Source organism: Sandaracinaceae bacterium (assembly GCA_020633055.1).
Classification (GTDB): domain Bacteria; phylum Myxococcota_A; class Polyangia; order Polyangiales; family Houyiibacteriaceae; genus JADJJE01.
This window is the reverse complement of the sequence record JACKEJ010000005.1, coordinates 841,005-862,325: the sequence shown is the minus strand read 5'-3', so window position 1 is coordinate 862,325 and position 21,321 is coordinate 841,005. Positions and strand designations below refer to the sequence as shown.

Annotated in this window: 16 protein-coding genes; 10 read left to right on the top strand and 6 right to left on the bottom strand. The window is 71.5% G+C overall.

Annotation, left to right across the window (positions count from 1 at the left end):
* Positions 1-73: 73 nt before the first annotated feature.
* On the top strand, positions 74-4,549 hold the full coding sequence (locus H6726_08510) for a hypothetical protein (protein MCB9657673.1): 4,476 nt from the start codon (positions 74-76) through the stop codon (positions 4,547-4,549).
* Positions 4,550-4,629: 80 nt separating this feature from the next.
* On the opposite strand, the gene H6726_08505 is transcribed toward H6726_08510, so the two are convergent.
* Together H6726_08505 and H6726_08500 are read right to left on the bottom strand one after the other, a co-directional pair.
* Positions 4,630-5,061 (bottom strand): CBS domain-containing protein, encoded by a 432-nt coding sequence (locus tag H6726_08505; GenBank protein MCB9657672.1) that lies wholly within the window; start codon positions 5,059-5,061, stop codon positions 4,630-4,632.
* A 116-nt stretch (positions 5,062-5,177) separates the two neighbouring features.
* Positions 5,178-5,933: a YafY family transcriptional regulator gene (locus H6726_08500; protein ID MCB9657671.1), complete on the bottom strand. Its 756-nt coding sequence runs from the start codon at positions 5,931-5,933 to the stop codon at positions 5,178-5,180.
* Positions 5,934-6,019: 86 nt separating this feature from the next.
* Here H6726_08500 and H6726_08495 point away from each other — a divergent pair, with 86 nt between their 5' ends.
* Genes H6726_08495 through lon form a run of 3 tightly spaced genes read left to right on the top strand, consistent with a single transcriptional unit; the run spans position 6,020 to position 10,631 of the window.
* Complete coding sequence (locus tag H6726_08495; GenBank protein ID MCB9657670.1) at positions 6,020-6,739, top strand: glutathione S-transferase family protein; 720 nt, start codon at positions 6,020-6,022, stop codon at positions 6,737-6,739.
* A gap of 32 nt (positions 6,740-6,771) precedes the next feature.
* A complete protein-coding gene (locus tag H6726_08490) occupies positions 6,772-8,172 on the top strand; it encodes an MFS transporter (GenBank protein MCB9657669.1) in 1,401 nt (466 codons plus the stop codon).
* Positions 8,173-8,216: 44 nt separating this feature from the next.
* Positions 8,217-10,631, top strand: a complete 2,415-nt coding sequence (gene lon, locus H6726_08485) for an endopeptidase La (protein MCB9657668.1) — start codon at positions 8,217-8,219, stop codon at positions 10,629-10,631.
* A gap of 8 nt (positions 10,632-10,639) precedes the next feature.
* On the opposite strand, the gene H6726_08480 is transcribed toward lon, so the two are convergent.
* Genes H6726_08480 through H6726_08470 form a run of 3 tightly spaced genes read right to left on the bottom strand, consistent with a single transcriptional unit; the run spans position 10,640 to position 14,693 of the window.
* The gene (locus H6726_08480) at positions 10,640-11,698 is read right to left on the bottom strand and encodes a HupE/UreJ family protein (protein ID MCB9657667.1); all 1,059 of its coding nucleotides are present in this window, start codon (positions 11,696-11,698) and stop codon (positions 10,640-10,642) included.
* 59 nt (positions 11,699-11,757) lie between these two features.
* Positions 11,758-12,750 carry a peptidyl-prolyl cis-trans isomerase gene (locus tag H6726_08475; protein MCB9657666.1) on the bottom strand — a complete coding sequence of 331 codons (993 nt, stop codon included), beginning with the start codon at positions 12,748-12,750 and terminating at the stop codon, positions 11,758-11,760.
* Positions 12,751-12,752: 2 nt separating this feature from the next.
* On the bottom strand, positions 12,753-14,693 hold the full coding sequence (locus H6726_08470) for a DUF3604 domain-containing protein (GenBank protein ID MCB9657665.1): 1,941 nt from the start codon (positions 14,691-14,693) through the stop codon (positions 12,753-12,755).
* Between the two features lie 63 nt (positions 14,694-14,756).
* Between H6726_08470 and H6726_08465 the strand changes: the two genes are divergently transcribed.
* The 5 genes from H6726_08465 to H6726_08445 all read left to right on the top strand — a co-directional run bounded on the left by H6726_08465 (position 14,757) and on the right by H6726_08445 (position 19,559).
* On the top strand, positions 14,757-15,425 hold the full coding sequence (locus H6726_08465; GenBank protein MCB9657664.1) for a non-canonical purine NTP pyrophosphatase: 669 nt from the start codon (positions 14,757-14,759) through the stop codon (positions 15,423-15,425).
* Positions 15,426-15,522: 97 nt separating this feature from the next.
* Entirely contained in the window at positions 15,523-16,863 is a 1,341-nt protein-coding gene (locus tag H6726_08460) for a penicillin-insensitive murein endopeptidase (GenBank protein MCB9657663.1), read from the top strand.
* Between the two features lie 59 nt (positions 16,864-16,922).
* A complete protein-coding gene (locus tag H6726_08455) occupies positions 16,923-17,765 on the top strand; it encodes an alpha/beta fold hydrolase (GenBank protein ID MCB9657662.1) in 843 nt (280 codons plus the stop codon).
* A gap of 91 nt (positions 17,766-17,856) precedes the next feature.
* On the top strand, positions 17,857-19,035 hold the full coding sequence (locus H6726_08450; protein MCB9657661.1) for an acyl-CoA dehydrogenase family protein: 1,179 nt from the start codon (positions 17,857-17,859) through the stop codon (positions 19,033-19,035).
* A gap of 23 nt (positions 19,036-19,058) precedes the next feature.
* Positions 19,059-19,559 carry a GreA/GreB family elongation factor gene (locus H6726_08445; GenBank protein ID MCB9657660.1) on the top strand — a complete coding sequence of 167 codons (501 nt, stop codon included), beginning with the start codon at positions 19,059-19,061 and terminating at the stop codon, positions 19,557-19,559.
* Positions 19,560-19,677: 118 nt separating this feature from the next.
* Here the strand turns inward: H6726_08445 and H6726_08440 are convergent, their stop codons facing one another.
* The gene (locus tag H6726_08440) at positions 19,678-20,346 is read right to left on the bottom strand and encodes a hypothetical protein (GenBank protein ID MCB9657659.1); all 669 of its coding nucleotides are present in this window, start codon (positions 20,344-20,346) and stop codon (positions 19,678-19,680) included.
* 61 nt (positions 20,347-20,407) lie between these two features.
* On the opposite strand from H6726_08440, the gene H6726_08435 reads away from it, so the two are divergent.
* Positions 20,408-21,301 carry an SDR family oxidoreductase gene (locus H6726_08435; protein ID MCB9657658.1) on the top strand — a complete coding sequence of 298 codons (894 nt, stop codon included), beginning with the start codon at positions 20,408-20,410 and terminating at the stop codon, positions 21,299-21,301.
* Positions 21,302-21,321: the final 20 nt, after the last annotated feature.

Sequence of the window (21,321 nt, the reverse complement as noted above, 5' to 3'; positions counted from 1 at the left end):
GGTGCCGTGGGGGGGCCGGCCGCCTCCGTGGTGCGCGAACGCGCTCGCGACCCAAGGCTGGTACCCTGCCCCGGTGTCACACGCACGCATGAAGCACTTCCTCGCTCCGCTCTTCCTGCTCACGATGATGGTCGGCCTGGGGGGGCGCGCCAGCGCTCAGCCTTCCGCCGAGTCGGTCCCACCGGTCCTGCGCCCCTGGGTGCCGTGGGTGCTGGAGGGGGACGCCGCCTACGGCTGCACACGCCCGACGGCCGCCACCGAGCCCGATCGCGCGCGTGACCCCATCTGCGTCTGGCCGGGCGAGCTGCGCATCGACGTCGCCGACGGGGGCGCGTCGTTCGTGCTGCGAGGCACGAGCGACCGACGCAGTCGCTTCGCGTTGCCGGGCAACGAGCGCATCCAGCCGGTGGACGTGACCCTCGACGGACGCCCCGCGGTGGTGCTGGTGGAGGACGGCCGCGCCGTGGTGGAGGTCGAGGCGGGAGAGCACCGCGTGGAGGGGCGCTTGGCCTGGAGCACGCGTCCCGAGACCCTGCGGGTGCCCGACGAGGTCGCTCGCGTGCTGCTGGTCGAAGACGGTGAGGTCTCTGTGGCGACCCGCACCGCGAGCGGAGACGTGTGGCTGCGGGCGCGCCAGAGCGAGGCGCTCGGCGAGGACCGTGTCACGCTCGAGGTGCATCGCCGGCTGGACGACGGGGTGCCGCTGACCCTCACCACGCGGGTGCAGGTGCGGGCCGCCGGGCGCGCGCGCGAGCTGCTGCTTGGTGATGTGCTGCCCGAGGGCGCCGTGCCGGTGGACGTGCAGGCAACCCTACCCGTGCGCCTGTTGCCCACGGGTGAGCTCACGATGCAGCTGCGCGCCGGCGAGTTCTCGGTCGTCATCACCGCGCTGGTCGCCAACCCCGAGACCAGCTATCGACGCAGCGCCCTCGAGGCCCCGTGGCCCGAGCAGGAGGTGTGGGTCTGGGCGCCCGACGAGAGCCTGCGCCAGGTGGAGCTGAGCGGGGCGACCGGGATCGACCCGGCCCGCACGTCGCTCCCGGACGAGTGGCGCTCGTTCTCGGCCTACCTGGTCGGCCGCGACGCGAACCTCACGCTGCGCACGTCCCGCCGCGGCGAGCCGACGCCCCCGCCCAACGAGCTGACGCTCGACCGCACCGTCTGGCTCGACGAGAACGGCGGCGGCTTCACCGCGCGCGATGTGATGTCGGTCAGCATGCACAGCGAGCACCGCGTCGCGCTGGCCGAGGGCGAGCTTGGTCGCGTCAGCATCGGTGGGGAGGATCAGCTCATCACCGAGGGCGCGGACGGTCGCCCAGGCGTCGAGCTGCGCGCCACGCGGGCCTCCATCACCGCCGAGTGGCGCGCCGAAGGCCGCGCTTCGTCGCTGCCCGCGGTGGGCTGGTCGGAGGACGCGCAGGGCTCGTCCACCCGCCTGAACCTCCCGCCCGGCTGGGAGCTGGTGCACGCGAGCGGGGTGGACCGCGCGCCCGGGACCTTGGTCGACCAGTGGAGCCTGCTCAGCTTCTTCGCGCTGCTGATCATCACGGCGGCCATCGCCCAGGTGATGGGGCTGCGCTACGGCGTGCTGGCGTTCGTCACGGTGGGACTGTCGTATCACGTGGACGACGCGCCGCGCTGGGTGTGGCTGTCCCTGGCGGTCCTCCTCGCGCTGCACCGCGCGCTCGCGGCCCGCAAGTTCGAGCGGGTGGTGCGCTACGGGTACCACGCGGCGACGTTGGTCGCGGTGGTCAGCGCGCTCGTGTTCGCCGGGGCGCAGACGCGCTACGCGCTGCACCCGCAGCTCGCCCCCAGCGGCTTCGACCTCTACGGCGGCGACGACGGCCTCGCCATGCGCTCGCTGGTGTCCGACGGCGAGTTCGAGACCGCCGCGCCCGCCGCCGAGGTGGCTCCGCAGTACGACCAGTCGTCTCTGCGGTCCGAGAACACGCGGGCCTCGGGACGCGTCGCGCAGTACGCCAGCAACTCGGCCTGGCTCGATCCGAACGCGGTGGTGCAGACCGGCTTCGGGCTCCCCACGTGGACCTGGAACACCTACACGCTGTCGTTCGACGGCCCGGTGGCCCGCGACCACCGCATCGGCCTCGTGCTGAGCCCGCCGTGGATGACGCGCCTGCGCTACGCGCTGCGCGCGCTGCTGACGTTGGGCCTGCTGGGTGTCGCGCTGCGTCTCCGCCCACGTGCCCCCGCGCCCACCGCGCCGTCCGACGGGGGGGCGCCCCCGGGCGGAGCTGAACCCGTACCCGGTTCGTCGGGCGCGCCGACCGAAGGGTCCGACGAGGCGTTCGACGGGAAGCCCCGGGCCTCGGACAGCAGGCCGTCCGACCCTACGGGCGCCGGCACCGAACCGCCCGCGCCAACCACGCCGCGTCGCGCGCTCGCTCTCTCAGCGGGCCTCGCGGTGCTGCTCGCCAGCCTCTTGCTGGGCGCGTCAGCGCGCGCTCAGGAGATCCCCTCTCCCGAGGTGCTCGAGCAGCTGCGCGCCCGCCTCACCACGGCGCCTCCGTGCGAGCGCTGCGCGGACGCCAATCGGCTGACCGTCCGCGTGGAGGGCGACCGGCTCGTGGCCGAGATCGAGATCAGCGCCCGCGCGATGGCGGCCTATCCCCTCCCAGGACCCACGGCCACCTGGACGCCCGAGAGCGTGACGCTGGACGGGCGGCCCACGACAGCCATCGTCCGCATGCCCAGTGGCTTCCTCCACGCGCGGGTGCCGGAAGGCGTGCACACGCTGCGGCTCGAAGGGCCCATCGGCGGGCGCGACTCACTCACGCTCGCGTTCGGGCGCGCGCCGCGTAGCTTGAGCGTGACGGGCGAGGGCTGGGAGGTCGACGGCCTCACCGCGGAGAACGGCCCACCGGAGTCGGTCCAGCTGCGGCGCCTGCTCACCACCACGACCGGAGCGGACGCGGAGCGCCGCTCGGAGCTCCCCACCTGGCTCGAGGTGGAGCGACGCCTCGACATCGGCGTGCGCTGGACGCTCACGTCCGTGGTGCGCCGACGCTCCCCCGCGACCTCGCCCGCCGTCGTGCGCATTCCGCTGCTGCCCGGCGAGTCCGTCACCGACTCGAGCGTCACCGTCGAAGGCGGCCAGGCGCTCGTCACCCTCGGTCAGAACGCCTCGGAGCTGCGCTGGACCTCGACCCTCGAACCCGCCGACACCGTGACGCTGACCGCGCCCGAGGCGGGTCGCCTGTCCGAGGTGTGGGTGCTGGCCTGCACGGCGTTGTGGCAGTGCGCGAGCGAGGGCATCGCACCCACCGAGAGCGCGTCGGGGTCCCGTTGGGAGCCACGTTTCCACCCGTGGCCCGGTGAGTCGCTGACCCTCACTCTGACCCGCCCCGCCGCCGCCGAGGGGCGCTCGATCACGGTCGACCGCGCCAGCCTGACCGTGAACCCCGGCGTGCGTCTGACCAGCGCGTCGCTCGACCTCGGCATCCGCACCAGCGTCAGCTCGCCCGTGCGCCTCCAGGTGCCCAGCGACGCGGACGTGCGCTCGCTCTCGGTGGACGGCGACACCCGACCCCTGCAGCGCGAGGGGGACGACGTGGTCATCGCCCTGCAGCCCGGGTCGCACAGCATCCAGCTGCAGTGGCAGGAGGCGCGCGGCTGGGAGACCGCTTTCCAAACGCCGCAAGTGACCGTGGACCAGGCCGTGGTGAACGCGGAGCTCATCGTCGAGAGCAGCAACGACCGCTGGGTGTTGTTCCTGTCCGGTCCCGCCTGGGGCCCGGCCGTGCTGTTCTGGGGCTACCTCGCCCTCGCGCTGTTGCTGGCCGTGGTGCTCGCGCGCAAGCGCAGCCTGCCGCTGCGCCTCCACGACTGGCTGCTCCTGCTCGTCGGCCTGACGCAGATCCCGGCTGCCGCGGGGGTGGTCGTCATCGGGTGGTTCTTTCTGCTGGAGTCACGCAAGGACACCCCACTCACCAGCGGCGCGCTGTTCAACCTGCGGCAGCTGTTCATCATCGGCTACACCTTCGTCACCTGCGGCTTGCTGCTGTGGGCGGTGCAGGCGGGCTTGCTGGGCGATCCCGAGATGGGCATCGAGGGCCCTGGAAGCTGGAGCCAGCACCTGCGCTTCTTCACTGACCGCAGCACGGGCGCGCTGCCGGTGGCCACGCTGTTCAGCGTGCCTACGTGGGTGTTCCGCGTGCTGATGTTCTCGTGGGCGCTCTGGCTCGCGTTCTCGCTGGTGCTGCGTTGGTCGCGCTGGGGGTGGGCCGCGTTCTCCGACGGCGCGCTCATGAAGCCGCTCAGCCCCCCGAAGCCACCGGCAGGCCCGGGGGCGCCGCCTGTGGCCGGCGCTCGGCGCGAACCCGCGGTCGAACGCGAGGAGGGCACGGAGCCCCCCGACGGCATGGAGCCCTCCCCCGAGGGCGCGCAGGCTCTCGACACGGCGGCGTCTGGTCCGGGCTCCGAAGAGCCGATCGCACCCGACCCCGACGCGTCCGCCGTGAGCGCCGAGGAGCCCCTCGTGGTCGACTCAGCGGTGGACGAGCGTAGGGAGAGCGACGATCGCGACACCTGACGAGCTCGGCGGGTTGCGCGCTCGCCAGCGGTTCGCGCCATGCCCTCCGCGTCGCCCTGCGGTCTGCGGCACGCCCCGCGTCAATCCATTGGATCGGGCCGGTCCGTTTCGCGGGAGCTCTGCTCGCGCAGCTGACGCACGGCCCAGCGGAGCAGGTCGGCTTCGGTCACGATCCCGACGAGGCCGTCGTTCTCCACCACCGGCAAGCACCCGAACGGCTGGTCCAGCAGCAGGTCCGAGGCCTCGAGGATGCGCATGTCGGGGTGCACCGTGACCACGTCCTTGGTCATGATGTCCTCCGCCGCGACCGACACGTAGACCTCATCTTCCGTGGCCTGCTTGGTGGCCAGCAAGAGCCGCGCCTGCGCCTGCAGCAGGTCGCGGTGGGAGATGAGCCCCAGCAGCCGCTTGCCGCGCACCACGGGGATGTGCCGGATGCGCTTGAGGCGCATGACCTCGTCCGCCAACGCCAGACTCTCGTCGGCAGCCAGTGTCGTGACGTCCCGGGTCATGACGTCGCGGACCGTACGTTCTCTCGCCATGGGAGAAGGATGCCGCACCCGGGCCGCGTCCGAAAGGCCGAGCGCGAGCGCAACCCGGGATCGGCAGAAGCCCTGGCTCGTTCGCTCTAGCGCCGCAGGGCGCCCGGATGGTCCGCACCGGACTCGGGGTGGCGCGGGCCACAGCCCTCGCGCGCCGCGCGCTCTTCTTCGGCCTGCTGCTCGCGGAACGCATGCAGCAGCACGCGCCGGGGGCGCGGGAGCGGATCGGGGAGCGCCGTGAGCGTGTCCATACGGTCCGTCCGGAACACCCGGAAGTCCGAGCGCAGCTCGCACCAGGCCACCAGCGCACGGCTCCCCTCGAAGTAGCCCAGCGACACGGGCCACACGGTGCGCTCCGTGGCCGTCCCGTTCACGTCACGGTAGTTCAGGTGCACCTTGCGCTGGTCGCGCAGCGCGTCCCGCAGCGGCACCAGGTCCACCCGGTCCTCCACCTTGGGGCGGAAGCTGTGCGCGAAGAGCGGCGAGTCCAGCAGCAGCGCGCGGCGCTCCTTGGGGAGCACCTCGACGATCTTCGCGATGGCGCTCTCCGCGTCCCGAGCCGTCGCCGCGTCGGCCTTGGCGGCCACCATGCGCGCGCCCAGCATCAGCGCCTCCAGCTCGCGCGCGTCGAACATGAGCGGCGGCAGGTCGTAGCCCTCGCCCAGCACGTAGCCCACCCCCGCCTCGCCGCGGATGGGCACCCCGCTCCCGATCAGCGCAGCCACGTCGCGGTAGATGGTGCGCGGCGTGACCTCGAAGCGCGCCGCCAGGGTGTCCGCCGTGAGGGGTGCTCGCGCGCGGCGCAGCTGGCGGATGATCTCGTTCAGGCGTTGGGCTCTCATGGATGTTCCCGTCTCGCGGACTCCCTGGACTGTGCAGTGCCGTTCCTGACAGCCTCTGTCAGGAATCTGTCAGTATACCCCGCAGCATGACGAACCCATCGAGCGAGACGTTGACCCTCCTCCAGTACGAGCCCGTCTTCGGCCTGCGCAACGGGAGCCCCTTCTGCATCAAGGCCGAGGCGCTGCTCGCCGCCTCTGGGCAACCCTACGTGGTCGAGACGTGGACCGATCCGCGCAAGGCCCCCAAGGGGAAGCTGCCCGTGCTGCGACACCGCGGGAAGCTCATCGCGGACTCCACGTTCATCAAGCTCTACCTGCAGGACACGTTCGGCATCGACTTCGACGAGGGGCTGAGCGACGCAGAGCGCGCCGTCGCCGACGCGTTCGTGAAGCTGTGCGAGGAGCACCTGTACTTCGTGCTGTTCTATGCGCGCTGGATGGAGGAGCACAACTGGCCCGTCCTGCGCGACGCTTATTTCAAGGCGATTCCGTCGTTGGTGCGGCGGCCCGTCGCGGCCCAGCTGCGCAAGCAGGCTTTCAAGGCCATGCACGGCCAGGGGCTCGGGCGTCACGCGCGCGAGGAGATCTACGCGCTCGGAGCCGGCGACCTCCGCTCGCTCGGAAGCTTCCTCGGCGACAAACCCTTCTTCATGGGGGACAGACCGAGCAGCGTGGACGCGACCGTGTACGCGTGGGTCACGTCCATCGTGGATGCTCCCCTGCCGAGCCCGCTCAAGGACGCCGCGCTCAGCCACGAGAACCTGGTCCGCTACGGTGAGCGGATGGCGGCGCACTACTTCGGGTAGACGCCGCGGGCGCGCGCAGCCACGCTGCGTGCGTGCCAGACGACGCTGCCACGGGTGACGCGCTGACCGCGCCGCGGGAGTGGTCGCGCCGGGCCGTGCTGGCGGTGGTGCTGCTGGCGGCGTTCAGCACCAACCTGACGCTCACGATCCTGACCATCGCGTTGGCGCCCATCGCCCTCGACCTCGACGTGAGCATCGGCGATGTGGCGTGGGTCACATTGGCGCCGATGGTCGTGAGCGCCGTGGTCACACCGGCGGCTGGGCGCCTGGCGGACCGGACGGGGCGCAAGCGGGTGTGGCTGCTCGGGCTCGTCATCGCCACGCTGGGCATGCTGGCGTCGGGGCTGGCCCCCACGCTGCCGTGGCTGATCACGGCGCGGGTCGTCACAGGCGTGGGGACGGCGCTGGTCTTGCCCAGCGGCCTCGCCATCGCCGCGTCGGCCTGGTCGCCCGAGGAGCAGAGCGTGCCGCTCGGCTACTGGACCAGCACCATGGCTTTCAGTCCCACGCTCGGCATCCTGCTGGGGGGCGTCGCGATCGAGTACGCGTCGTGGCGCGTGCTCTTCTTCGCACAGCTCCCCATCGCGGCCGTGGCGCTGCTCCTGGCGCTGACCGTCCTGCCGGCCGATGTGCCCTCCGACGAGACGCCGAGGCCCTTCGATGCGCAGGGGGCCGTGGTGGGTGCGCTGGCCGCGCTGGCCGCCCTGACGTGGATGGTCCAGGCGCCGCACTGGGGCTTTGGCTCCGTCCGCTCGCTGATCGTGCTCGCGCTCGCGTTGGTGCTGCTCCCGCTGTTCTGGCGCGTCGAGCTGCGCGCCGAAGAGCCGGTGCTGCCGCCGCGTCTGTTCGAGCGCCGTGTGACGCGTCGCGCGCTGCTGGTGCGCTCCACCGTACAGGCCGTCTACATGGGCAGCTTCCTGATCATGCCTGTCCTGCTGACGCGCATTGGGGACTGGTCGCCCGGGGTGGTCGCCGCCGCGCTCCTGCCGCGGCCTATCGCCATGGGCGTGGTGGGCCCCCTGGCGGGCATGCTCATCCGGCGCACGGGCGTGTCCGGCCCGGTCCAGACAGGCGCGTTCCTCGTGGCGCTGGCGTGCGGCTACTACGCCTTCTTGGACCCGCGCATGCCGTATCTCCCGTTCGCCATCGCGCTCGTCGCGCAGGGTGGGGGGCTCGCGCTCGTGTCCACCGCCACCGCTGCGGCCGTCACGGCAGACAGCGCGGCGCGTGACCTGGGCGCCTCCTCGGCGGCGCTCGGGCTCACGACGGCCTTGGCCAACGCGGGTGGCATGGCCTTGATGCTGGGTGCGCTCGAGGCCCTCGGTGGCGACCTCGTGCCCACAGCGTATCAGGGCGCGTTCGGGCTCGCCGCCGGGCTCGCGCTGCTTGCGGCGCTCTCGCCCATCGGAAAGGTCACCGCCCGGGACAGTTGAGCGGCCACGGTTGACGGCCAGGATCCCGTTCTTACGTTCGGTCGATGATCGACCCCCGCCCCACCGAGATCCTCCCGCTCTTGCCGCTGCGCTTGGGCGTCCCCCTCCCGGGCCGCGTCAGCACGTTTCCCGTGGGACGTGAGCGCTCCGTGGCCCTCGCCCGGGCCCTCGAAGAGGGTGACCTGCTGGTGCTCGGCGCGCAGCACGACCGCTCGGTCAGCGTGCCCGGCATCGCGGATCTGCGTCCCATCGGGGTGCGCGCCCAGGTCCGGAAGATCTCGGACCGCGGCAAGCGCGGCATGCTCATGGTCGTCGAGGGCCTCGAGCGCGTGCGCTTCGAGCGCGTCGTGACCACCGCGCCGTACCACGAGGCGGAGGTCCGTCTGGTGAGCGACCTCGGCATCGACGACGAAGAGGTGCCGCACCTGGCGGAGAGCCTGCGCAACCTCTTGTTGGAGTTGGTGCCCAAGGACAAGGCGCTGCACCAGTCGCTCAACAGCACGAACGACCCGGGTCGGGTGGCCGACTTGGCGGGCGCGTGGCTGGAGATCTCCGACGACGAGCGCGCCGAGGTGCTGCACACGCTCGACGTCGCGACCCGCCTGCGCCTCGTGGCGAGCCTCGTGCAGAAGGTCCGCGCCGGCGCCGAGCTGCGCTCGAAGATCGACGGCGAGGTGCGTAAGTCCATCCACGAGAGCCAGAAGGAGGCCATGCTGCGGCAGCAGCTGCGCGCCATCCAGAAGGAGCTCGGCGAGGACGAGGACGACGAGCTCGAACAGCTGCGTGCGAAGCTCGAGGCCAAGGAGTTCCCGCCGCACGTGCAGCGCGTGGTGGACCGCGAGCTCAACCGCCTGTCGTCGCTCCCGGCGCAGCAGGCCGAGGCGTCCGTCATCCGCCGCTACCTCGAGCTGATCGGCGACCTGCCGTGGACCGAGCGCGTGGACACGCACCCGAGCATCGACGACGTGTCGGCCGTGCTCGAGGCGGACCACTTCGGCCTCGAGGAGGTCAAGAAGCGCATCCTCGAGCACATGGCCGTGCTCAAGCTCGCGCCGGACGCGCGCGGCACCATCCTGTGCCTCGCGGGCCCTCCGGGCGTGGGCAAGACGTCGCTCGCGCAGTCCGTGGCGGACGCGACGGGGCGCCCCCTCGAGCGCGTCGCCCTCGGCGGAGTGCGTGACGAGGCCGAGGTGCGCGGACATCGCCGCACCTACGTCGGCGCGCTTCCCGGGCGCATCGTCAACGCCATGCGAAAGGCAGGCGTCAAGAACCCCGTCATCGTGTTGGACGAGGTCGACAAGATGGGCCGCGGCTTCCAGGGCGATCCCGAGGCGGCGCTGCTCGAGGTGCTCGATCCCGAGCAGAACGTCACGTTCACGGACCACTACCTGGAGCTCGAGTTCGACCTGAGCGAGGTGCTCTTCATCGCGACGGCCAACGACCTCTCCAAGCTGTCCCCGCCCATGCTGGACCGCCTCGAGATCATCGAGCTGAGCGGCTACACCACCGACGAGAAGGTGGAGATCGCGCGCAAGCACCTGCTGCCGAAGCAGCTGGAGCGGCACGGGCTCGAGGAGGAGAGCATCACGCTCGACGACGACGCGCTGCGTCTGGTCATCGAGGGCTACACGCGGGAAGCGGGCGTGCGTCAGCTGACGCAGCGCATCGCCAAGCTGTGCCGCGCGGTCGCCCTGGAGGTCGCGCGTGGCGTGGCGCCAGAAGGTGAGGGCGATGGCGAGGAGGAGCGCAGCATCCCCGCGCGCCACATCGGGGTCGACGACCTGCTCGAGATCCTGGGCCGCAAGAAGATGCACCGCGAGAAGGCCGAGCGTCTGGGCGTGCCCGGCGTCGCGGCAGGGCTCGCGTGGACCCCGGTCGGCGGCGACCTGCTCTACGTCGAGACCACGTCCATGCCCGGCAAGGGCAAGGTCGAGATCACCGGGCAGCTGGGTGAGGTCATGAACGAGTCGGCCCGCGCCGCGCTCGCCTACCTGCGGGCCAACGCGGAGCGCTACGGGGTCAACCCCACGTTCCTCGAGGACCACGACCTGCACATCCATGTGCCGGCGGGCGCCGTGCCCAAGGACGGCCCCTCCGCGGGCGTGACCATGTTCAGCGCGCTGGCGTCGCTGCTCACGGGCAAGACGGTGCGCACCGATACGGCCATGACCGGTGAAGCCACGCTGCGTGGACGCGTGCTGCCCGTGGGCGGCATCAAGTCCAAGGTGCTCGCGGCGCACCGGGCGGGCATGACACGGGTCGTGCTCCCCAAGGCCAACGAGCCGGACGTGGAGGACGTGCCCGAGGCCGCGCGCAACGAGCTCGAGTTCATCTTCGCCGAGGACATGTCGGAGGTGTTCGACGCGGTCTTCGAGGACGCGAGCACGCCTGGTCTGGTGTCTCCGACCGGGGCGCTGGGCGAGCAGGGCGAGAGCGGCCCCGGCAGCATCGCGCTCTGACCGAGCGGCTAGGTGGCGAGACCCTGGAGCGCCGCGAGCAGGCTCGGCGTGCGCTCGAGGACGAAGTACGCGCTGACGCAGCCGATCGCGTAGGCACCGACGAACATGACGCGCGCTTCCCTGTGGTGTCGGTCGTCGTGCCGACGCAGCAGCGCGAGCGCGAGCGCGGCAGGGACGACGATGGCCAGCTGACCCAGCTCGACCCCGACGTTGAAGCCGAGGAGCGCGGCGGGGAGCGACCGTCCCGTGGCGCCCGACTCGGCGAAGGCCGACGCGAAGCCGAGGCCGTGCAGTAGGCCGAAGGCCGCGCACACGAACGCGGCGCGGCGAACCGATGGGGGGGCTGCGTCGAGCGCCGCCCGCCGGGCCAGCACCCGCAGGGCGAGCCACAACAGGCTGAGGGCGATGACGACCTCCACGGGTGCGCTGGGCAGCTGCAGTACCCCCGTGGCAGAGAGCGCGAGGCTCACGCTGTGTCCCACGGTGAACGCGCTGACGAGCCAGAGCAGGTCGCGCAAGCGGCTGACGAGCAGCACGAGGCCCAGGACGAAGAGCACGTGATCGGCGCCGCTCAGGAGATGCCCGACGCCCAGCGTGACGAACCCGGGGTTCGCCGTCGCGTGCGCCTCGCTGACCTCTTCGGTGATCTGCAGCGACGGCGACTGCGCGTGCAGCAGGGCGCTCACGGTGCGACCGTCGCGCAGCTGGACCTCCACGAAGACGTTGGTCTCCGTGCGTTCCAGGCCGTCGATGGACACGGTCTGGTTGGCGAGGCCCGCCAGCGGTCCCTCGCCGCAGCGCGTTCGCCACGTGCGCGCCACCACGTTCTCCTGCGGCAGCTCACGCTCGCTCTCTGGGTCTGGTACGCACCGTTCAGGGAGCCGCGGGCTCAGCTGCTCGCCCCGTGGCCGCACGCGCGACGTGCGCCACGTGACCTCGAGGGTGCCGGCGGGCGCGCCCGGGAGCTCGCGCAGGATCAGCGCGGCGGGGGCCAACGGGTGCGCGTAGGCCGCTGCCGCGCCAAGCACCAGGGGCAACATCGCCGACGCCGCGAGGCAGGCGCGCACGCCGAGTCGTCGTCGAGGCCGTCCACCGTGCCTCGCTGCTCTGAAACGTGGCGCGTGCCTCACGGCGCCCCCTCGCGTTCTTCCACCGTGATGTCGTAGTGAGCTCGCAGCTCCGCCATGCGCCGGCGCATGGCCTCGGCCTGGCGGTCGTCGCGATAGGCGCCGAGGATGCGCGCGCGAGCTTCCTCGAGTGATGGCAGCGCCGCCTCGCGCCGCTCGCGCACCCACACGAAGTGCACACCGAACGACGAGCGGAAGGGCCCCGCCCAGCGTCGGAGCGGAGCCGCCTCGAGCTGGGTCGCGAGATCGCCTCCGAGGCGTCGCGCCACCTCATCGGCGCTGACCCAGCGGTCCCCCGGTGAGTACAAGAGCGGGTCACTCAGGCTGGCGGCCTGCTCGGGCGCCAACCCCGACCGCGTCAGCTGCGCCTGCGTCGCCGACACGGCGTGGTCCAGGGTGTCGCCACGCCTCTGCTGGCTGAGGAACACGTCCACGTAGCGGAAGCGCGCAGGTGCACGGAAGCGCTCGGGGTGCGCGTCGCGAAACGCGAGCAGCGTGCCGTCGTCGACCGGGGCGTGGCGCACGTCGCTGGTCATCATCCGCTCGGCGCGGCTCACGATGCGCCGTCGCACGATCAGGTCGCTGCGCTCCATTCCAAGCCGCAGCGCCTCCTCGAGCAGCGCTGCGTCGTCGTCCCGAGGTGCGGCGGGCGACGTCGCGTCTTCGTCGCCCGGCCTCGTCTCCCCACGCGCGAAGCGCAGGTTGGTGATCAGCCGCGTGCGAATGACGTGATCCGTGCGCGCCCAACCCAGGCCGAGGCCCTCTTTGATCAGCACGGCGGCGTCGACGCGCTTCTCGCGCTCGGCGGGACCGAGGCCGGTCGGTACCACGACGTGCAGGGTTGGTCGCTCCGTGTGCGCGCGCGTCCAAGCGCGCTCGGATACGAGGACCACGAAGCCCACGACGAAGAAGTGCAACGTCGGCGCCGCCAACAACCGCGAGGCGAGGCGGGGCGCACGCTTTTCCGATCGGCTCTCCGGAGGGGACGACAAGCTCACTGCTCGGGCAGGTACCAGATGGGCGAGCTCCAGGCGCGCTCCTGCACCACCGGCTGGATGGTGTCCCGACAGCAGGTCTCGTAACCTGTCGGCACGTTGCCCGGGTCGTCGCAGCTCACACCTGCGGCATTGCACAGGCGCGTGGACCAGCGGCACGTCGGGTTCTCGACGACGCGGACGTAGTAGTAGGCCGTCACGGCAGGATCGAAGTCGGGGTCGGTCCAGACGGTACACAGCGCGTCGAAGCCGGTCCCGGAGGTCTCGCACGTGGCGAGGTCCACGGACGCGCCGTTGTTCGCGTCGCCAGCTACCTCGTAGATGGTCGTCTGCGGGGCGCCCTCCGCGTCGGTGAAGCCCTTGATGACCTGAATGCGTTGCAGCGGCGTCGCGGGGTCGAGCTCGTCACCCGCGTCGCGCAGCGCGGAGATCGCGAAGGTCGGCGCGCCACCCGCGCCGGGCCGCGCCCCCAGGGTGCCACCCATCGCGACACCCCCGTCGTAGCCTGTCGTCGCGAACGCATCGCCGTCCTGCTCGCACATGGTGGCTGGATACTCCCAGCCGCCGAAGAAGCGCAGCAGGATACGCGGGCCGGAGGTGGCGTACGCTTCGCGGCGTCGCATCGCTCCGAACAGCGCCTCGCGCGAGTTCTCCTCGGCCCACAGCACCGCGAGACCGCCGCCGTTGAACTCGATGACGTCGGGGACGGAGGCGACTAGATCACGGTTGTTCGTGCCAGCCCCGCCGTGCCCCGTGAACGACGTCTCCGACGTGGCGCCCGGGGTGCCCATGTGGGTGTCGGTGCTGCCGATGAACCCGTAGTGGAAAGGATTCGCAGAGAGCGTCTCCTGGAAGTGCAGACCCCGAGCGAGTGCGTGCCGGAGGAAATCGCGGTCCATCGGGTCCGACGTCGCCCCGAGCACGGGGTTGCTGAGGTTGGCGTACGGCAGGAACTCGAAGTCACACAGCTCGTCACCCGAGTCGATGGAGCGGTCGCACTCGCTCGAGCCCTTGTGCTGGATGATCTCGGCCAGCGGCTCCATGAACTCGCGCTCACGCGCGTACGCCGTGTCGAAGGGCTGCCCGTTGGCCATGACCTCTTCGAACATGATGCCGTTCGAGAGGTTGCTGTTGTGGGGGATGGTCAGCACGTCACACAGCCCGCCCGCGTCGATGCAGTCGGCGCGCAGAGCCCCCCAGAGCAGCTCGGGTGTGCGGCCGTCGAAGAAGCCGAAGGGGCGCACCGGCACCTCGTGGTTCCGGAAGATGACGTTGCGGTGGAGGTTCGCGCTGCCGGGGGAGCCCGACCACTCGTAGCCGACGAACGACGTGAACGTGCAGGCGTCGCTGCGGTCGTAGGCGGCTTCGGCGGCCTCCTGGATCTCGACCCACAGAGCCTCCGTTCCCTCTTGGCAGTCCACGCCGCCGATGCCGCAGATGGACGGGTAGTTCGCCCCGATGGCGAGACGGATGTTCAGCGAAAGGAACGCGTCCTCCGGGTCGGCTCGGAACTGCTCGCACAGCTCGGAGTCGTAGCCGGGGTCGCTCTCGTTCTCGCACGCGTAGATGGTGCCGAAGAACTCGGCGTGATCGGAGACCGCCACGAAGTCGAGCGGTCGTCCGAGGACACGCGTGCGCTGCGCGTTGCCATCGGCGTCGTAGGGCTGAATGCCGAGCTCCTCGCCGCGCGCGAATCGGTATGCGTCCGCGGGGCGAAGGCGGGTGCCCTGCAGGTTGGCGTCGAGCGAGGCGGCTGTGTGGACATGCGTGTCGCCGAAGTACGCGTTGCGTAGCGGGTTCTGGTCCGCGCAGCGCCCCAGCGTCTCGACGCGGCGGTCACCCCCGTCATCGCCGCAACCGAGAACGAAGCAGCACAGGGCGGCGAAGGCGCCGAGGCGCGCCTTCGAGAGCGCGCGAGATGGGGGGATGCAGCGAGCCATTGCCCCGCGATTCTGCGCGATGGTTGCTGCGATTGCCACCTCGGGTCATGGTGCGCCTCTCCGATGTCTCATTCGACGCCACCGCTCACGAGCGGCGAACACCCCATCACGATCGCGCGCCTCAGGCGGGCCCCCGTCGTCCTCGCAACCCACAACGCAGGCAAGGTCGGAGAGCTGCGCGAGCTGCTGACGACCGTCGGTGTCGCCACGCTAGGGGCGCTCGAGCTCGGGCTGCCAGAGCCAGAGGAGACGGAGGACTCGTTCACCGGCAACGCCTTGCTCAAAGCGCGCGCGGCGGCGGAGCGCTCGGGACGCGTGGCCCTGGCGGACGACTCGGGGGTGTGCGTGGACGCGCTCGACGGAGAGCCGGGCGTCTACACCGCGCGGTGGGCCGGGGAGCCACGCGACTGGCAGCGTGCCATGGCGCGTGTGGAGCACGAGCTGGCCAAGCGCGGGGCAGTGCTCGGCGCGGCGCGGGGGGCGTCCTTTGCGTGCGCCCTGGCGGTCGCGACACCGGAGGGAGACACGCTCGCGCTGGAGGGGCGCGTGCCGGGGGTGCTCGTGTGGCCCGCGCGCGGGACCCTGGGCGCGGGCTTCGAGCCCATGTTCATGCCCCACGGCTACAGCCAGACCTACGGCGAGATGGAGCCCGACGTGCGCGCCGCCATCAATCACCGCGCCGCGGCCTTCCGCCTGCTGTGCCTCGCGCTCGGGTGTCCGGTCCGCGACTGAGCTGGACCACGTTCGGGGGGGCGCGGCTGGAGGTCAGCAGCGACGCGTATGCCACTTTTTTGCGGTCCTCGCGCGGCTTCGGGTATCGCTCAGGGGCATGCGTGCTCGTCTGTCGAAGCGACTGCTCTTGATCTGCCTGCTCGCGTTCGGGTTGTTCCCGCGCGGCGCCCAGGCCGACCCGCCGCTGCTCTACGCCGTGCGTCCGGGGGACGCGCTCAGCCTCATCGCGCAGCGCTTCGGGATCACCGTGGACGAGCTCCGCACGTGGAACGGGCTCGAAGGGGACCGCATCCTCGTGGGGCAGGAGCTGCGCATCGCACCCGAGGGCGCCCCGGACACACCCACCACGACCGAAGCCACCCGTGAGCCCGGCGGGACGGCGGACACACCGGCCGCCGCGACGACGGCAGCGACGAGCGTCAGCCCCAGTGAGAGCCCCGCGAGCGCCGACGACGCGCCGCCCCAGACCGATCCGAGCGAGCGCCGCCGCCCCGCGCGACCACGTCCGAGCGGCGTGACCTACCAGGTGCGGCCCGGGGACACGCTAAGCGGCATCGCCGTGCGGCTCGGCGTCGACGTGGCGACGCTGCTGGAGCACAACGACGGCCTCGACCCGGACCGCATCCGCGTCGGCCAGCGGCTCTTCGTGCCCGAGTCGCGCCCGGCCATCGATCTCGAGGTGCAGCGTGGGGACTCGCTCGCCCGCATCGCCGCGCGGCACGAGGTCAGCGTGGCCGAGATCCTACGTTGGAACCCGACGGTTCGGCGACATGGCCTCCGCGCCGGACGTACCCTGCGACTCTACTCGAACGTGCCGCTCAGCAGGAGTGAGTCCATCGGGTTGCCATACAACGGCTCCCTCACCCACCCCGAGCCGCTGCCGCAGCACCCGCTCTACGTCGTACGCGAGCCGTCGCGCGCGTTCGGGACGCTCGAGACGGTGCGCTGGATCCGGGACGCGTTCGAGGTGGTGCGCCGTCTGCATCCCGACGGTCCCCGCGTGCGCATCCACGACCTCAGCGACGCGGACGGGGGCGCGTTGCGCGATCACCGCAGCCATCAGAGCGGTCGCGACGCCGACATCGCGTTCTTCCGCCGGCACTGCGCCCAGAACGAGTGCGGGTTCGGCAACACCGCGCCGGCGCAGATCGACGTGCGCCGTCAGTGGGCGCTCTTCCACGCCTGGCTCTCGGCGGGCCGCGTGGAGGCCATCTTCATCGACTACAGCCTGCAGCAGCCCCTGTACGAGTACGCCCGCTCCCAAGGCGCGACCCCGGCGCAGCTGCGCGAGTGGTTCCAGTACCCGCGCGGGCAGAACCACGCGTTCGGTATCGTTCGGCACTTTCCGCACCACCGCGACCACCTGCACGTCCGCTTCGTGTGCCCCGACACCGACCACGAGTGCCGGGCAGGCTGGCGCTTCGCCCACGCCCACTGACGCGGGCTACTTGCCCATCAGCGCTGCGACGGGCCTCGGAATCGACTATCCTCCCGGCAATGCGCCGCACCGCCACTCGCCCCCGCATCGCCTACGACGTGCACGGAGACGTCGGGTCCAACGTTCTCCTCATCATGGGGCTCGGGATGCGTGGCGAGGTCTGGGGCCCTCAGGTCGCCGCGCTGCGGGCGCAGCACCAGGTCGTCACCTACGACCACCGGGGTCTTGGTGGCAGCGAGTCGTCGCCCACGCCGCTGTGGACCATGAAGGACATGGCGCGTGATGCCGCGCGCGTGATGGACGACCTCGGGTGGGAGCGCGCGCACCTCGTGGGCGTGTCCATGGGCGGCATGGTGGCGCAGGAGCTCGCGCTTCTGCATCCGTCGCGCTTCATGAGCCTCACGCTGATCGCCACCCAGGCGGGGGGACCCACCGGGTGGGTGCCGCCGGGAGACGGGATACGCACCTTCGCCCGCGCGTTCCTGGGCGGGGGAGGGCGGCTGGACGCATTGCAGCAGCTGCTCTACCCGCCCGAGTTCGTCGCCAGCATGGACGCCGACAAGATCCGCGAGCAGCTGGCCATCCGCTTCGGGCGACCCGCGCCGCAGGCCACGGTGCTCGGGCAGCTCTCCGCTGTGCTGCGGCACGACACGCGTGCGCGGCTCGGGCGTCTGCGACTCCCGTGCCTCATCGTGCGCCCCGGCCGTGACCGTCTGGTGCAGCCCTCGCGCAGCGACGACCTCGCGCGGCTCATCCCGTTCTCGTCTCTGGTGCGCCTCGACGACGCGGGGCACGGCGTGACCTTCCAGAGCGCCGAGGCGCTCAACGCCATGTTGCTCTCCCACTTCGCGGCTGCCGAGGGCCAGCTCGCCGGGCCCGACGCGTCCACCGTCTGGAACTGAAGCCTGTGCTCCCACGCGCTGGCCTCGCGCGGCGAGCGCGGCCGCGATCTCTCCCCACCCACCACGCTGCGGCCGAGGGCCGCGAACGACCATGACCGACATCTTCAATCCCACCCCCGAGCACCAACAGCTGCGCGAGATGCTGCGCGCCTTCGTCGAGCGTGAGGTCGAGCCGCAGGCGCTCGAGCACGACCGCACCGAGACGTTCAACCTGCCGCTCTTCCAGAAGCTCGGCGAACTCGGGCTGCTCGGGGTCACCTTGGGTGAAGAGGTCGGCGGCGCGGGACTCGACGCCACGGCGGCCGTCATCGCGCACGAGGAGCTCGCGGCGGCGGATCCGGCGTTCACGCTCTCGTACCTCGCACACGCCATGCTGTTCGCGAACAACCTTTACGTGAACGGCACACCCGAGCAGCGGCAGCGCTTCCTGCCCGCCGCGTGCAGCGGAGCGCGCATCGGCGGCATGTGCATGAGCGAGCCGGGGGCAGGCACGGACGTCATGGGCCTGCGCACCACGGCGCGTCGCGAGGGAGACCGCTACGTGCTCAACGGGGCGAAGATGTGGATCACCAACGGCGCGGTCTCGAAGACCGAGCTGGGCGATGTGTTCCTCGTCTACGCCCGCGTCCAGGGCGCCGAGCGCAGCCAGGTGTCCATGTTCGTCGTCGAGAAGGGCATGCAAGGCTTCTCGCTGGGCCAGAAGCTAGAGGACAAGTGCGGCATGCGCGCTTCGGCCACGGCCGAGCTGGTCTTCGAGGACTGCTCCGTGCCCGCCGAGAACCTGGTGGGCCGTGAAGGGCACGCGACGCTGTGCATGATGCGCAACCTGGAGCTCGAGCGGCTCACGCTCGCCGCGATGAGCCTCGGCATCGCGCGGCGCAGCATCGAGATCATGAACCGTTACGCGCGGGAGCGCGTGAGCTTCGGGAAGACACTGGACCACTTCGGGCAGATCCAGCGGCACATCGCGGAGAGCTACGCCGAGTTCATGGCGGGTCGCACCTACGTGTACAACACGGCCTCGCACATGAACCTGAGCGAGCCCGGGCATCGCCTGGACTCGGATGGCGTGAAGCTCTACTGCGCCACGATGGCGAAGAACGTGGCCGACCGCGCCATGCAGGTGCTCGGTGGCTATGGCTACATGGGCGAGTACCACGTGGAGCGCCTGTGGCGCGACGCGAAGCTGCTGGAGATCGGTGGAGGCACGCTCGAGGCGCACCACAAGAACATGACGCGCGACCTCGCCAACGTGGAGAAGATCCTCTAGCAGGCGCCCCAGAGCGGCGGACCATGGCGACACTCCCCGACAAGCAGGTGGTCATCGCGGCGCTGCGCGCCGAGCTGGAAGGGCGCATCGAGCGGGCCGCGGCGCGTGCCGAGCAGACGCGCGCAGACGCTACCCATGAGGAAGCGCGAGCCGAGAACGACAAGGACACGCGTGGTCTCGAGCAGTCGTACCTCGCGCGCGGGCAGGCGCAGCGCGCGGAGGAGCTGGCCGAGGCCCTGCACCGCGTGCGGCTGCTGTCGCCGCGGGCGTACGGCGAGGACGACGCCATCGGTTTGGGCGCCCTGGTGCGGGCCGAGCTGGAGGACGGCGAGGCGCGCACCTTCTTCGTTCTGGACGTGGCCGGCGGGACCGAGCTGAGCGTCGGCCCGGGCGCGCCGCCCGTGTGGGTGGTCAGCCCCTCGTCACCCGTGGGGCGCGCGCTGCTCGGGCGCTTCGTGGGCGACGAGGTCGTCATCGCCCGGGCTGGCGCGCCGCGCACCTACGACGTCGTGGCCGTCGGCTGAGCATCCGACGTCGCGTTTTGCGTGGGCTGCGATGTGGCCCAGGCGTTGGCCGTCGCCGCGCGCCCGCCGCCCGCCGCTCGCCCTCAGCGAGGCGTCGCCGCGCGCCCGCCACCCGCGCTCAGCGAGGCATCACCGCGAACCCCAGCGCAGCGAGGCACGCCAGGGTGAGATGGGTCTCCTCGTCGTCGGCCCAGACAGGGTCGAAGTCGGGCCCCGCGGCGCGGTCGCCCAGCGCGCACAGCCGTGACCAGCGCTCCTCGGGGGTTGGGCCCAGCGCCAGTCGCAGCGATGCGACATCGCCCAGGAACAAGTCCTGGACTCCCGCGCGGAGGGCAGCGTAGGCCTCACGGAAGGCGTTCGGGTAGTCGGCCGCAGCCACGGCCTGGTTGGCGCGTACCACGTCTGCGTACCGCGCCGTCAGAGGGTGGGGCGTCGTTCCGCGGGGGCTTTCGCGCAGCCCGGCGGGCAAGACAGGCAGCTCGTACAGGGCCGAGACCGGGCCGCGCAGCGGGTGCGCCACCGGGGCGCGCAGCGTGATCCGCCCGAAGCGACGATCGCGCTCGCGAGGGCGCCGGCCGCCCGCCTCGGGCGCGCCGAAGATGTCCGGGCACGCGAGCCCTCGGGCGAAGACCTCGCCGTCCTCGTCGTACTCGCGAGCGTCCTGCACCTCCACGCAGCTCTCGAGGTCACCGGCTTTGATGGGGGAGAGCCAGAAGCGCGCGGGCGGGTAGGCGTCGCTCGGCATGCCCAGGAGGGCCCAGTGCGGGTCGAAGGTGGGTCTCGCCACCCGAGCGTCGTAGCACGCGTTGCCCGCTGATTCGCGCCGACGCCTGTGATATCTGTGCGCGATGACGTTCACGGCAGACAGCATCGGCGACCAGCAAGGGCGCCTGGTCCTCATCACCGGCGCCAACAGCGGCCTGGGGCTCGAGACCGCCAAGGCGCTCTCCGCGCATGGGGCCGACGTCATCCTGGCGTGCCGCACGGAGGCCAAGGCGCGCGACGCGATGGACGAGATCCGTGCCGCCGGTGCGCGCGGGGCGCTCCACTTCGAGGCGCTCGACCTCTCCGATCTGGTGTCCGTCAGCGAGTGCGCCAAGCGGGTGAGCGGCTCCTACCCGCGGCTGGACCTGCTGGTCAACAACGCCGGCGTCATGGTGCCGCCCAAGGGTCGCACACAGGACGGCTTCGAGACGCAGCTGGGCACCAACCACCTCGGCCACTTCGCGCTGACGGGCCAGCTGCTGCCCCTGTTGCAGCGCACCGAGGGCGCGCGCGTGGTCACCGTGTCCAGCATCATGCACAGGTTGGGGCGCATCTACTTCGACGACCTGCACTTCGACCGCCTGTACGTCGCCTGGCTCGCCTATGGCCAGAGCAAGCTCGCCAACCTGCTCTTCACGTTCGAGCTCGCGCGGCGCCTCGAGCGCGCCGGCAGCGGGCTCTTGTCCGTGGCGGCGCACCCTGGTTACGCGGCCACCAACCTGCAGGCGCACGATCTGATGAGCCGTGCGCTCAACCCCGTCGCGGCGCAGTCGGCGGCGATGGGCGCGCTGCCGTCGCTCTACGCTGCGGTCTCGCCGGACGTCGTGCAGGGGGGGTACTACGGGCCCCAGTCGCTGGGCGGCATGCGGGGCCATCCGGGGCGCGCCAGCGCGACGCGAAGCGCGCGCGACGAGGATGTTGCCCGTCGCTTGTGGGACGTGTCCGAGCAGCTGACCAAGGTCGTGTTCCCCCTCTGAGCCGTCTGAGCCCCGGTGTG

Bases quoted from the DNA above. Each gene is read 5' to 3' on its own strand.
- H6726_08505 (MCB9657672.1), bottom strand. From the start codon at position 5,061: ATGACCCGGGACGTCACGACACTGGCTGCCGACGAGAGTCTGGCGTTG.
- H6726_08500 (MCB9657671.1), bottom strand. From the start codon at position 5,933: ATGAGAGCCCAACGCCTGAACGAGATCATCCGCCAGCTGCGCCGCGCG.
- H6726_08495 (MCB9657670.1), top strand. From the start codon at position 6,020: ATGACGAACCCATCGAGCGAGACGTTGACCCTCCTCCAGTACGAGCCC.
- lon (MCB9657668.1), top strand. From the start codon at position 8,217: ATGATCGACCCCCGCCCCACCGAGATCCTCCCGCTCTTGCCGCTGCGC.
- H6726_08470 (MCB9657665.1), bottom strand. From the start codon at position 14,693: ATGGCTCGCTGCATCCCCCCATCTCGCGCGCTCTCGAAGGCGCGCCTC.
- H6726_08465 (MCB9657664.1), top strand. From the start codon at position 14,757: ATGTCTCATTCGACGCCACCGCTCACGAGCGGCGAACACCCCATCACG.
- H6726_08460 (MCB9657663.1), top strand. From the start codon at position 15,523: ATGCGTGCTCGTCTGTCGAAGCGACTGCTCTTGATCTGCCTGCTCGCG.
- H6726_08455 (MCB9657662.1), top strand. From the start codon at position 16,923: ATGCGCCGCACCGCCACTCGCCCCCGCATCGCCTACGACGTGCACGGA.
- H6726_08450 (MCB9657661.1), top strand. From the start codon at position 17,857: ATGACCGACATCTTCAATCCCACCCCCGAGCACCAACAGCTGCGCGAG.
- H6726_08445 (MCB9657660.1), top strand. From the start codon at position 19,059: ATGGCGACACTCCCCGACAAGCAGGTGGTCATCGCGGCGCTGCGCGCC.
- H6726_08435 (MCB9657658.1), top strand. From the start codon at position 20,408: ATGACGTTCACGGCAGACAGCATCGGCGACCAGCAAGGGCGCCTGGTC.